The 13,164-nt window shown below is 66.6% G+C and carries 4 protein-coding genes, 1 tRNA gene and 1 pseudogene; 3 read left to right on the forward strand and 3 right to left on the reverse strand.

Annotated features, from left to right (window positions below; translation table 11 throughout):
* Nucleotides 1-48 precede the first annotated feature (48 nt).
* On the forward strand, nt 49-1,245 hold the full coding sequence (locus tag OQ789_RS10215; RefSeq protein WP_324685424.1) for a cysteine desulfurase-like protein: 1,197 nt from the start codon (nt 49-51) through the stop codon (nt 1,243-1,245).
* 28 nt (nt 1,246-1,273) lie between these two features.
* On the opposite strand, the gene OQ789_RS10220 is transcribed toward OQ789_RS10215, so the two are convergent.
* The gene (locus tag OQ789_RS10220; RefSeq protein WP_324685425.1) at nt 1,274-2,248 is read right to left on the reverse strand and encodes an NAD(P)H-quinone oxidoreductase; all 975 of its coding nucleotides are present in this window, start codon (nt 2,246-2,248) and stop codon (nt 1,274-1,276) included.
* A gap of 37 nt (nt 2,249-2,285) precedes the next feature.
* On the opposite strand from OQ789_RS10220, the gene OQ789_RS10225 reads away from it, so the two are divergent.
* A tRNA-Ser gene (locus tag OQ789_RS10225) sits at nt 2,286-2,372 on the forward strand.
* 12 nt (nt 2,373-2,384) lie between these two features.
* On the opposite strand, the gene OQ789_RS10230 is transcribed toward OQ789_RS10225, so the two are convergent.
* Complete coding sequence (locus OQ789_RS10230) at nt 2,385-3,332, reverse strand: ketoacyl-ACP synthase III family protein (RefSeq protein ID WP_324685426.1); 948 nt, start codon at nt 3,330-3,332, stop codon at nt 2,385-2,387.
* 23 nt (nt 3,333-3,355) lie between these two features.
* On the reverse strand, nt 3,356-12,559 hold the full coding sequence (locus OQ789_RS10235) for a type I polyketide synthase (protein ID WP_324685428.1): 9,204 nt from the start codon (nt 12,557-12,559) through the stop codon (nt 3,356-3,358).
* Between the two features lie 167 nt (nt 12,560-12,726).
* Between OQ789_RS10235 and OQ789_RS10240 the strand changes: the two are divergent.
* Nucleotides 12,727-13,164, forward strand: a pseudogene (locus OQ789_RS10240) (condensation domain-containing protein); the annotation flags it as partial.

Here is a 13,164-nt window from a genome sequence, read left to right on the forward strand (position 1 = left end):
CGCTACCGTCACAGTTTCGCAAAAAGTGGAAGCCCTAAGGTGGCCCACATGGCATATGACGTCGCCCGGGTGCGCGGACTTCATCCGTCGCTGGGTGACGGCTGGGTACATTTCGACGCCCCGAGCGGGATGCTGATTCCCGATTCGGTCGCGACCACGGTGTCGACGGCGTTCCGCAGGTCCGGTCCCACGACTCAGGGCGCGCACCCGTCGGCGCAGCGCAGTGCCGCCATTGTGGAGGCGGCGCGGGCAGCGGTGGCAGATCTGTTCAACGTCGACCCCGGGGGCGTCGTGCTGGGCGCCGACCGGGCGATCCTGCTGTCGACGCTGGCCGAGGCGTCGTCGTCGCGGGCAGGCCTGGGCTACGAGGTGATCGTCAGCCGACTGGACGACGAGGCCAACATCGCCCCGTGGTTGCGCGCGGCACACCGGTACGGCGCCAAGGTCAAGTGGGCCGAGATCGACATCGAGACCGGTGAGCTCCCGACGTGGCAGTGGGAGGGTCTGATCGGCAAGTCGACCAGGCTGGTCGCCGTCGGCTCGGCCTCCGCGACGCTGGGTACGGTCGCCGATCTGCGGGCGATGACCAAGCTGGTGCACGACGTCGGCGGCTTGGTGGTGGTCGACCATTCCGCCGCGGCGCCCTACCGGCTGCTCGACGTCAGGGAAACCGACGCCGACGTGGTCGCGGTGAACGCCGCGGCGTGGGGCGGGCCGCCGATCGGCGCGATCGTGTTCCGCGACCCGGTCTTGCTCAACTCGTTCAGCTCGGTCTCGACCGACCCCAAGGCCACCGGGCCCGCGCGGCTCGAGGTCGGCGCGCACCAGTTCGGCCTGCTGGCCGGGGTGGTGGCCAGCATCGAGTACCTGGCGTCCCTCGACGAATCTGCCCGCGGCACCCGGCGCGAACGCCTGGCGGTATCGATGCAGTCGGCCACGTCGTACCTGAACCGCATCTACGACTACCTGATGGTGTCGTTGCGCTCCCTGCCGTTGGTGATGGTGATCGGACGCCCGGAGGTGCGGATCCCGGTGGTCAGCTTCGCCTTGAACGGCGTGCCGGCCGAGCGGGTGGTGCAGCGGTTGGCGGACAACGGCATTCTGGCCGTCACCAACGAGAATTCCCGCGCGCTCGACGTGTTGGGTGTCAACGACGTCGGCGGCGCCGTCACCGTCGGGCTCGCGCACTATTCGACGACGGCCGAAGTCGACCAGTTGGTGCGCGCGCTGGCTTCCCTCGGTTAGCTCGTCGCCACCGCGTGACGCCGGGCGCTCAGGCGGGCAGCGTCAGCACGACCTTTCCGTGCACTTCCCCCGCCGCCAGCTTCTGATGGGCGGCGCCCGCCTGCTCGATGGGTATCCGCTCGCCGATGACGGGCCGGACCCGGCGGTCGGCGATCATCGGCCACACGTTGGCCGTCACGGCCTGCACGATCTCGCTCTTGCTGTTCGGCCCGGCCACCGGTCGGCCGCGCAGCGTGGTGCCGATGACCCGTGCCCGCTTGGCCAGCAGCTTGCCGATGTTGAGCTCGCCCTTGATGCCGCCCTGCATGCCGATGATGACGAGCTGCCCGTCGGGGCCGAGGGCGTCGATATTGCGGTCCAGATAGGAGGCGCCCATGATGTCGAAGATCACGTCGGCGCCGCCGGCCTGCTGCAGCCGCGCGACGAAGTCGTCGTCGCGGTAGTTGATGGTGATCTCGGCCCCCAGGTCGCGGCAGGTCTGCAGCTTTTCCTCCGAGCCGGCGGTGACCGCCACCCGGGCACCCAGCGCCCGGGCGACCTGGATCGCGTGGGTGCCGATGCCGCTCGCCCCGCCGTGCATCAGCAGCAGCTGCCCTTCGCTCAGGTGTGCGGTCAGCACCAGATTCGACCACACCGTGCCGGCCACCTCGGGCAACCCGGCAGCGTCCACCAGGTCGACACCCGGCGGGACCGGCATCAGCTGGCCGGCGGGAACGGCGACGTACTCGGCGTATCCGCCGCCGGCGAGTAGCGCGCAAACCTCTTGTCCAACAGACCAATTGGTGACATCGGAGCCGACATCGGCGATAACGCCGGACACCTCCATGCCGATGATCTCGCTCGCACCCGGCGGCGGCGGATACTTGCCGGCGGCCTGCAGCAGGTCGGCCCGGTTCACCCCGGCGGCGACGACCTCGACCAAGACCTCGCCCGGCCCGGCGGAGACGTCCGGGACTTCCTGCCAGGAGAGGTGGTCGGAAGATTCGGCGACGATGGCGCGCATGGTGGCCAACGCTACTAGCCCCGTTACCCTTGTCAGCGGTGGCGTGGCAGAGCGGCCTAATGCACTCGCCTTGAAAGCGAGAGACGGCTAAAACCGTCCGGGGGTTCAAATCCCTCCGCCACCGCTCTTTCGGCGGCTACTCGATTCGCAGCAGCAGGCACGTCATGCGGTAGCCCATTCCGCCGCCGGCCACCAGGACGAGCTGTCCACTTTCCAGCAGCCCGGTGTCATGCAGGTGGGCCAGACCGAGTATCTGGTCGCACGGACCAACGTGTCCATTCTTACGCAACTCGGACCAGCAAGTTTTTTCGAGGGGAATATTGTTTCGCTCGAGATATATCGTCTGGGTGCTGACCAGCGGAAGCACCGGAAGGCAAAAATGAGAGATGTCGTCAATGGTGATATCCGCTTCTTTCAGTGTCGCTGAAATGGCGGACTGGACCTCCTGCGTAATCGTCTCGACGTAGGGGCCAAAATTGAGGTCGAGGTCAGGGAAATCCCAAAAATTGGGGCCCTTCACGCGGGGCCGAAGCAGCATCTCGAACTCCGGATTTGAAATTCGATGGCTCGCGATAAGACGCGCGAAACCGCTTCTCTTCGATATCACCGCCGCCGCCGCGCCATCGCCGAAGAGGGCTCCCGCCATCCAGCGATCCATCTCGTCGGGGCAACGCAGCGCCGAAGAAACTAGCCCGACTTCCATGTCCGGATCACTCGCTAGGATTCGCGCAACGACTTCGATGCCGGTGACCCCTCCATCGCTCGTTGCGTTCAGCTCGAACGCAATAGCTTCGGATTGACCGAGTATGCGCTGCACATGGCACACCGGCGCCGCGTGTTCGGTGGCACCCGTAACCATTGCAAGGACGATTACTGAAAGCGTATCGGCGCAATGGCTCGATCTTTCCATCGCTTGGGATGCCGCGATGCCGGCCATAACGTACTGGGGCAGGTCAGCTTTGGTGATCGTCTCGTACCCGGCGTGCCTGCGCTCAAGCGTGTCCTCGCCGTCCATGCCCTCGACCGGAAACCTCTGCGGCAGATAGCTTCCGACCGAGTTGATGAAAATCCGATCCCATTTCATCGCGTACCTTCGATTTTCGGCTACTAGTTCAGGGCATGGTTATCCGCGAGCCAGTTGCAAACGCGCAGCGCAACCAGTCCCGGTTCGAGTGTGAGTGGGGACGACGGAGTTTCGATATGGGGGCCGGTGCGAGGGTGCATCACGAGTGTCGATTTGGCGTCGGGCTGTTCATTCGATCGGAGCCCGAATCTCAGATAGCGTCCATAGGCGATGAGATCGCGCTCCGCGTGTAGGTGCTGCGAAACCGCCGCCATGAGTAGAGGATGGTGGGCGGTGCCGGCCGGATTCGCGGTTGTGACCGGCGCGATCGTGACCAGTCGTGCTGTCTGTCCATTTTCCGGTTTGAGCGCGGTGGTCGCAATTAATTCGGCGGCGTCAAGTCCCGGTACGCAGGTTATTCCATTCGCGACGATCACGATGATTTGATCGGCGCTTTTGTTCGGCTGTATGGTATCGACTATTTTCTGGGCCGCTTGCCGCGCCGTGCTCGGAAGGGCGGTTCCTGAGAAACCCGGTGCGACTATTTCCGTCACCTCGATATCTTCCCGCACCAGGTTAGCGAAATTCTGGTACTGCCCGGCAAATTCGGATAGGCACACCAGGCGCACCGCCGCACCTTCTGCCGGCCTGAGAACCGATTCGGCGAGCTGTTTCGGGGCGTCTCGTAAAAATGCCGCGGAGGAGTCGAGTTGAGATGCCGCAATCAAGATATCGATCGCGACCGGCGGCGCTTGGTCCGATGCTTCTTTCAAAAGCTTCCCGAGTGGACCCAGTGTCTGCCCGACGGGGGCAAGCGCCTCGGTGAGGTGCCGGGCCAGCGCGACGGGGGTGGGGTGGTCGTAGATCAGCGTGGTCGGCAGCGTCAGGCCGGTTTGTCGGCTCAGCACGTTGCGCAGTTCGAGGGCGGTCAAGGAATCGGTACCGAGCTCTTTGAAGGTGCGGTCGCCATCGAGGGCCGACGGGTCCGGATGGGCCAGCACCGCGGCCGTGGCGGTGTTGACCAACGAGGTGAGGGTTTGCAGTTGTTGGTCAGCGGGTTGATCCGCCAGCCGCGGCCGCAGCTCCGCGGTAGCGGGAGGACGGGCGGCGTAGAGGCCGGAAAGGATTGCGGGCAAACTGTTTTCGTGCGCTTGGCGGGTCAGGCCGGGCCTGGATAAGGGGCTGGTGAACAGGGTGGGCCGGTGCTGGGCGAGGGCGGCGTCGAACAGGGCCAGGCCGTGTTCGGTGGTGATGGGGGCGAAGCCGTTCCGGCTGAACCGCGCGTGGTCGGCGGCGGTCAGGTGGGCGGTCATCCCGGCCGGCGCCTGCCACGGCCCCCACGCCAGGCTGGTGGCGGGGAGGTGTCGCCGGTGCCGGTGCTCGGCCAGGGCGTCGAGAAAGGCGTTGGCCGCCGCATAGTTGGCTTGGCCGGGGCCGCCGAGGGCTGCGGTGGCCGAGGAAAACATCACGAACGCGGCCAGGTCATGGTCTTGGGTGCGTTGGTGCAGATGCCAGGCTGCGTCGGCCTTGGCAGCCAGGACGGCGTCGAGTTGGTCAACGGTCAGGTCGGTCACCACAGCGTCGTCGAGGACTCCGGCGGCGTGGATGACGGCGGTCAACCGGTGCTGGTCGGGAATGCTGCTCAATGCCAGATCAAGGTCAGCGGGATTGCCGGTGTCACAGGCCATGATGGTGACTTTGGCCCCGAGCTCACCCAGGTGCGCCTCCAGCTCGGCGGCCGCGGGGGAGGCGGGTCCGCTCCGAGACACCAGCAGCAGGTGGTGAGCGCCGTACTTGGTCACCACATGCTCGGCGAACACCCGGCCCAGCATTCCGGTACCGCCGGTGATCAGGACCGTTCCGTCGGAATCCAACGCGGGGGCGGACGGGGGTGTGGCGTTGGAGGGCCGGTTCAGGCGCGGGATGTGGGTGGTGCCGTTGCGCAGCACCAGTTGGGGTTCGGCGGCGGGTCGTGCCGCCAAGGTGGCCAAGATGGTCTCGTCGGTCGCGGCTGAAGAGTCGGTGTCGAGCAGGGTGATGCGGTCGGGATGCTCGGTTTGAGCGGTGTGCACCAGCGCCCAGGCCGCTGCGTGGGCCAGGTCGGGGGCAGGGTCGTCGCGACCGGCGGCGACGGCATGACGGGTGATCACCACCAGGTGGCTGTTCAGCGTGTGCGGGTTGGCCAGCCAGGCCTGTAGTTGGGTCAACGTGCGGCGCGTCAGGCTGTGGAGTCGCTCAACCGTGTCGATGTCCGCTGCGGCCTCAGGTAGAGGCCAGATCACCAGCTCGGGGGGATCGCCCAGCGCGGTCAGGTCGGCGTGGACCGGCCCGCTTCGCAGGCTGACCGGCAACCGATCGGGCCGATCGGTGACGACGGCCCAGCCGGTGGCCGCGGCCGGGGCGGCGGCGGGCCGGACCGGCCAGCAGAGTTCGAACAGGCTGTCGTGCGGCCCGCTCACCGGCAGTTGACCGATGTCGTCGGGCAGCTTCCGCAAAGTCAACGATCGGATGGTGATCACCGGTGCGCCTGCCGGATCGCTGGCATACAGGGCGAAGCTGTCCGGGCCGGTGGACGTGAGCTGAACATGGAGCCGGGTCGCCGCGGTGGCGTGCAAGGTGATCCCGGTGAACGCGAAAGGTACTGGGGAAAAAGCGCTTTCGTCATCGGTCCCGCGGAAGAACGTGCTCGCCAAAGGATGCAAGGCGGCATCGAGCAGGGCCGGGTGGATGCCATAGCCACTGGCATCGGTGCCGGCGGGGAGCTCCACCTCCGCGCACACGACTGCGGGATCGGTGTGGCCGCGGCAGATGCCGCGCACAGACCGGAACGGCCCGCCGTAGTCGAAACCTCGTCCGGCCAGATGCTGGTAAAAACTGTCCGGATCGACGGGATCGATGGCTTGTGGTGGCGCGAAGGGCGTCAACGGGTGGGGCTGGACGGTCAGCGCCCCGCCGGCATGCAGCGTCCAGCCCGCGGTGTGCTCCCCGGCCGCCCGGCAGTAAACGCTGAAAAGGCGGCGCCCGTCGTCCTCGGCGGGGTGCACGGTGATCTGGAGGTCGGTGGGGACGTGGTCTGCCAGCGCCAAAGGAGCGTGGACAACCAATTCCTCGATAACCGGACAGCCGCTGTACTCGCCGGCCCGCAGCATCACATCGATGAGCCCCGTGTGTGCGAGCAAGACGGTGCCCCGCACCCGATGATCAGCCAGCCAGCGCATGGAGGCCGACAGTCGACCCGTCAGCACAAACCGGTCTTGGCCGGCAAGCTCGGTCACCGAACCCAGAAGTGGATGGTCAGGCCGGCTTCGTTCGGCTGCGCTGGGGGTGGGGTGTAGCCAGTAGGTGTGGTGTTGGAAGGGGTAGGTGGGCAGGGCGGTGGGCTGGGCGTGGGGGTAGAGGGTGGGCCAGGTGGGGCTGTGGCGGTGGTTGTGCAGGTGGGCCAGGGCGGTGGCCAGGGTGTCGGTGGCGGGTCGGTCGCGGTGTGCGGTGGTGATCACCGTCGAGTGGGTGTGGTCGGGGGATTGGGCCAGGGTGTCGGTGATGGCGGGGGCCAGCACGGGGTGTGGGGAGAGTTCGATGAAGGTGTGTGGGCCTTGGGTGAGCAGGTGAATGACGCTGTCGTGGAAGCGCACTGGTTCGCGCAGTTGTCGGGTCCAGTAGCTGGGGGAGGTCAGTTGGGCGGGGGTGGCGAGGCCGCCGGTGAGGTTGGACAGCGTTGCCACGGTGGGCGGGTGGTAGGTCAAGGTGGCGGCGGTGGCCTCGAATTCGGGCAGGGCGGGGTCCATGTAGGCCGAATGGAAAGCGCGGTTGACCGGCAGTGGGGTGGCGTTGAGGTGGTGTGCCGCGCAGTGTTGGCGCAGGTGGTCGAGTTCGTCGGTGGGGCCGGAGACGACCACGGAGGTGGGGCCGTTGATCGCGGCGATGCTGGTGTGGGGGTGGTCGGTGAGTAGGGCGGTCACCTCGGGTGCGCCGGCGTGGATCGCGAGCATGGTTGCGGGTGGGCAGGCTTGCATGAGCCGGCCGCGGGTGGTCACCAGCGCCGCGGCGTCGGGAAGGGACCACACTCCGGCGACGTAGGCGGCGGTGAGTTCCCCGATGGAGTGGCCGAGCAGGTAGTCGGGGGTGATGCCGAGGTCGACGAGCAGGGCGTGCATGGCCGCGCCGAGGGCGAAGAGGGCGGGTTGGGCGTAGGCGGTGTGCTCGAGCAGCGCGGCGGTGCGGGTGTGGGGCGCGGCGAACAGGATGTCGCGTAGCGCGATGTCGAGGTGGGTGTCGAGGGCGGCGCAGATTTCGTCGAGGGTGTGGGCGAAGGTGGGTTGGTGTTGGTAAAGCTCAAGTCCCATGCCGGGGTATTGGGAGCCTTGGCCGGGGAACACGAAGACGGTTTTGGCGGTGGGGTGTGGCGGGTTGTGGTGTTGGGTCAGGCAGCGGTGGGGTTGGTCTGTGCTGAGGGCTCGTAGTGCGGCGAGCAGGTCTGTGCGGGGGTCATCGGTGGTCGAGGAGTTGACCACGGTGGCGCGGCAGCGGTGGTGGGTGCGGGTGGTGGCCAGGCTGTAGGCCACCTCGGTCAGGTCCAGGTCGGGGTGGCTGAGTAGGTGTTGGTGGAGTCGATCGGCTTGCGCGGCAAGGGCGTTGGGGGTGCGCGCCGACAGCGGCCACAGCAGCGGGCGCGCGGCGTCTGCCGGTGGCGCCGCCGTCACCGCCGCGTCGGGGGCCTGCTGCACGATGACATGGGCATTGGTGCCACTGATCCCGAACGACGACACCGCCGCCGTCCGCCGACGACCAGTCACCGGCCACGCCACGGGCTCGGTCAGCAGCCGAACCGTGCCGGAGGACCAGTCGATGTGGCTGCTGGCCCGATCCGCGTGCAGGGTCGGGGCAAGCGTGTCATGGTTGAGCGCCTGAATCATCTTGATCAACCCGGCAACGCCGGCGGCGGCCTGAGTATGGCCGATGTTGGACTTGACCGATCCCAGCCACAGTGGGTGGTCGGCGTCCCGGGCGGCGCCATAGGTGGCGATCAGGGCGCCCGCCTCGACCGGGTCGCCCAGGGCGGTGCCGGTGCCGTGGGCCTCGACGACATCAACCTGATCGAGCGTCAGACCCGCGTTGGCGACTGCCTGACGGATCACGCGCTGCTGGGCCGGTCCGTTAGGGGCGGTCAATCCGTTGGAGGCACCGTCTTGATTGATCGCCGATCCGGCGATGACCGCCAGCACCGTACGGTTGTTGCGGCGCGCATCGCTGAGCCGTTCCAGAACCAGCATCCCGGCGCCTTCACCCCACCCTGTGCCATCGGCGGCCTCGGCGAACGCCTTACAGCGGCCATCGGGCGCCAATCCGCGTTGACGGGCGAACTCGGTGAATATCGCCGGCGTCGCCATTACCGTCACCCCGCCGGCGAGCGCCAGACCGGACTCGCCGTTACGCAGCGACTCGCACGCCAGATGGGTGGCGACCAGCGATGACGAACATGCCGTGTCGACGGTGATCGCGGGACCCTGCAACCCCAACGCGTAGGCCACCCGCCCGGAAGCCACACTGGTTGCCGTCCCGGTCAGCGCGAACCCGTCCCCGGTGCCGGCACCATACGGCTGGGCCCACGTCCCGGCGAACACCGCGGTGGACGAGCCCGCCAACGAGGCCGGATCAATTCCGGCTGTTTCCAACGCCTCCCAACAAATCTCCAGCAACAGCCGCTGCTGGGGATCGATGGCGAATGCCTCCCGCGCGGAGATGCCGAAGAACTCGGCGTCAAACCCCGCCGCGTCGGCCAAGAACGCCCCGGATCGGGCGTATGTCTTGCCCACCGCGTCAGGATCGGGGTCGAACAATTCCGCCAGATCCCAGCCCCGATCCGTCGGGAAGTCACCCACCACATCCCGGCCGGTGATGACCAACTCCCACAACCCCTGCGCCGAATCGACACCACCGGGAAACCGACACGCCATGCCCACCACTGCCACCGGCTCATCGACCCGCGGTGCCGCGGCAGCAATCGCACCCGCCGGCGCTTCGGTGGCGGTGAGTAGCTCGACGAGATAGCGGGCCAGCGCGGCCGGGGTGGGGTAGTCGAAAACCAGTGTCGGTGGCAGAGCCAAGCCGGTTTGTTGGATCAGGACGTTGCGCAGTTCGACGGCGGTGAAGGAATCGGTACCGAGGTCTTTGAAGGTGCGTTCGCCATCGAGAGCCGACGGATCGAGATGGGCCAGAACCACACCCGCAGCCGAGCCGACCAACGCGGTGACGGTTTGCAGTTGTTGGTCAGGAGTCTGGCCGGCCAGCCGTGCTTGCAGCGGGCGCGGATGGCTGAGGTCCGCGCTGGGGGTGGGGTGTAGCCAGTAGGTGTGGTGTTGGAAGGGGTAGGTGGGCAGGGCGGTGGGCTGGGCGTGGGGGTAGAGGGTGGGCCAGGTGGGGCTGTGGCGGTGGTTGTGCAGGTGGGCCAGGGCGGTGGCCAGGGTGTCGGTGGCGGGTCGGTCGCGGTGTGCGGTGGTGATCACCGTCGAGTGGGTGTGGTCGGGGGATTGGGCCAGGGTGTCGGTGATGGCGGGGGCCAGCACGGGGTGTGGGGAGAGTTCGATGAAGGTGTGTGGGCCTTGGGTGAGCAGGTGAATGACGCTGTCGTGGAAGCGCACTGGTTCGCGCAGTTGTCGGGTCCAGTAGCTGGGGGAGGTCAGTTGGGCGGGGGTGGCGAGGCCGCCGGTGAGGTTGGACAGCGTTGCCACGGTGGGCGGGTGGTAGGTCAAGGTGGCGGCGGTGGCCTCGAATTCGGGCAGGGCGGGGTCCATGTAGGCCGAATGGAAAGCGCGGTTGACCGGCAGTGGGGTGGCGTTGAGGTGGTGTGCCGCGCAGTGTTGGCGCAGGTGGTCGAGTTCGTCGGTGGGGCCGGAGACGACCACGGAGGTGGGGCCGTTGATCGCGGCGATGCTGGTGTGGGGGTGGTCGGTGAGTAGGGCGGTCACCTCGGGTGCGCCGGCGTGGATCGCGAGCATGGTTGCGGGTGGGCAGGCTTGCATGAGCCGGCCGCGGGTGGTCACCAGCGCCGCGGCGTCGGGAAGGGACCACACTCCGGCGACGTAGGCGGCGGTGAGTTCCCCGATGGAGTGGCCGAGCAGGTAGTCGGGGGTGATGCCGAGGTCGACGAGCAGGGCGTGCATGGCCGCGCCGAGGGCGAAGAGGGCGGGTTGGGCGTAGGCGGTGTGCTCGAGCAGCGCGGCGGTGCGGGTGTGGGGCGCGGCGAACAGGATGTCGCGTAGCGCGATGTCGAGGTGGGTGTCGAGGGCGGCGCAGATTTCGTCGAGGGTGTGGGCGAAGGTGGGTTGGTGTTGGTAAAGCTCAAGTCCCATGCCGGGGTATTGGGAGCCTTGGCCGGGGAACACGAAGACGGTTTTGGCGGTGGGGTGTGGCGGGTTGTGGTGTTGGGTCAGGCAGCGGTGGGGTTGGTCTGTGCTGAGGGCTCGTAGTGCGGCGAGCAGGTCTGTGCGGGGGTCATCGGTGGTCGAGGAGTTGACCACGGTGGCGCGGCAGCGGTGGTGGGTGCGGGTGGTGGCCAGGCTGTAGGCCACCTCGGTCAGGTCCAGGTCGGGGTGGCTGAGTAGGTGTTGGTGGAGTCGATCGGCTTGCGCGGCAAGGGCGTTGGGGGTGCGCGCCGACAGCGGCCACAGCAGCGGGCGCGCGGCGTCTGCCGGTGGCGCCGCCGTCACCGCCGCGTCGGGGGCCTGCTGCACGATGACATGGGCATTGGTGCCACTGATCCCGAACGACGACACCGCCGCCGTCCGCCGACGACCAGTCACCGGCCATTGGGTGGTATCCGAAAGAACCCGCACACTGAATTGGTTTCCGACGAGAGCCGCGTTCGGTGAAACGAAATTGAGACTTGGGGGAAGGAGGCGATGCTGTAAAGCCAGGGCGACTTTGATGATGCCCAGCACCCCGGCGGCCGCTTCGAGATGCCCAATGTTGGCCTTCAACGAGCCGACGAAGAGGGGGTGTTCGCTGCGTCCGGTGGAATAGACCACCGTGATCGCTTCTGCTTCCGCGATATCGCCGACAGGCGTACCCGTGCCGTGGGCCTCGACATACTGGATTGCGTCGGCCTCGACGCCCGACGCTGTCAAAGCGGCACGGAATAATTTGCCGTGGGCATCGGAATCGGGGGAAGCGAGGCTTTGACGACGGCCGTCATTGATTACCGCGCCGCCGAGGATTACCGAATAAATGTGGTCGCCTTGCTCCACCGCGTCGGCAATTCTCTTGAGAACAACGAATCCACCGCCCTCCCCACGAAGGTAGCCGTTTGCCTGCCGATCGAATGGACGACAAATTCCGTCAGGCGACAGCAGTCCTAGTTCAGCGAGCGCCGTTCCGGCGTCAGGGTTGAGATTGAGATGTACACCGCCGGCAATGGCAAGGTCGCATTCATCTCGTCTGAGACTTTCCATCGCCAAAGTGACGGCCGTGAGCGACGACGATTGGCCACTATCCACGACGAAGCTCGGACCCGTGAAGCCGAAGAAATGCGATAATCTCCCCGCGATAACAGACCGGAGGGATCCGAGCAGGGATTGTTGGTGCGGCGCAACAGCGGTCGTCACCGCCGCGAAATCGTCACGCATGGCACCGACGAACAAGCCGACCCGAGTGCCTGAAATCTCGGCGGGAACAATCCGGGCGTCTTCCAACGCCGCCCACGCCAGTTCGAGTGCGATTCGTTGCTGGGGATCGATGCTTTCAGCCTCGACATCGGACACTCCGAAGAATTCCGCGTCGAAACCGAGGGCATCCTCGAGGAATGCGCCATAGTGCAACTCTGGGGGGCAATTCGGATACGGCATGCGTTGCGCCATTTGCTGCTGGTACTGCTCGGCAGTGCATCTGGATTGTCGGCCGTCGATCAAAAGCTGCCAGAACTCGGCTGTGGTACATGCCCCGGGTACCCGGCAGGAGAGGCCGACGATGGCGATCGAGGTAGCCGCGAGTGCGTGAGATGCCATTGGACGCCCGACCTCCGCTAGCCGGGAGCGCCAATCCGGCACTTGCGGCAAGCTGCAGCCTAACAGCGGTTTATCCGCAGCGATTAATGAATTGGACCTTTGGCCTTGGGCGGGCGGGGATTCCGCCAATAAGCCATCGCGAGATGGCGGCAACATCCATGATGTCTGGATGCGCACGGAATCTCGCGGCACCGTGCACATGCCTTGGGCGGCTCGCCCGGACGGTGTCTCGTGAGGTGGCCAATGCATCTTTCTGAAGACTTTTGGACTCACGTCCGGCTCCGGCGGGCCGGCGTGAAAGTTAATGCAATATCACCGCGCGCTTGTGGCGGCCGTCTTTATCGGCGAAGCAATGAACACCGCCGCAAGCCGCGCTCCTGACGGCTATTACGACTGGCCGCCGCGGAAACTGTTCCGCACGGTTTCGTTGCCGGCAGATCGACGAGCTCGAGCGGAAATATGCGGATAGCTGACGTTTTGCCGTTGACGCCGTTGCAGCAGGGGTTGCTGTTTCATGCCGGCACCGCGCCGGGCGGCGGTGACGATGTGTATGCGGTGCAGCTGGAGATCGCGTTGAGCGGTCCGTTGGATCCGCACCGTTTGTGTGAGGCGGTGCAGGTGGTGGTGGGGCGGCATCCGCATTTGGTGGCGCGGTTCAGTGCGGAGTTCGACGAGCCGGTGCAGGTCATTCCGGCGGATCCGGTGGCGCCTTGGCAGTACGTGGATCTTGATGGCGAGGATGATCTGGAGGAGCGGGTCGGGCGGGTGTGTGCCGCCGAGCGCGCCGCGGTGTGTGATGTGGGCGGGCAGTCGGCGTTTCGGGTGGTGTTGGTCCGGATTGGGGCCGATCGGCA

Origin of the sequence: Mycobacterium sp. 94-17 (assembly GCF_035617725.1) — a bacterium.
Taxonomy (GTDB): Bacteria; Actinomycetota; Actinomycetes; order Mycobacteriales; family Mycobacteriaceae; genus Mycobacterium.

What these genes read in the sequence shown, in the direction of transcription:
- OQ789_RS10215 (WP_324685424.1), top strand. Translation starts at nt 49, where the DNA reads ATGGCATATGACGTCGCCCGGGTGCGCGGACTTCATCCGTCGCTGGGT.
- OQ789_RS10220 (WP_324685425.1), bottom strand. Translation starts at nt 2,248, where the DNA reads ATGCGCGCCATCGTCGCCGAATCTTCCGACCACCTCTCCTGGCAGGAA.
- OQ789_RS10230 (WP_324685426.1), bottom strand. Translation starts at nt 3,332, where the DNA reads ATGAAATGGGATCGGATTTTCATCAACTCGGTCGGAAGCTATCTGCCG.
- OQ789_RS10235 (WP_324685428.1), bottom strand. Translation starts at nt 12,559, where the DNA reads ATGCATTGGCCACCTCACGAGACACCGTCCGGGCGAGCCGCCCAAGGC.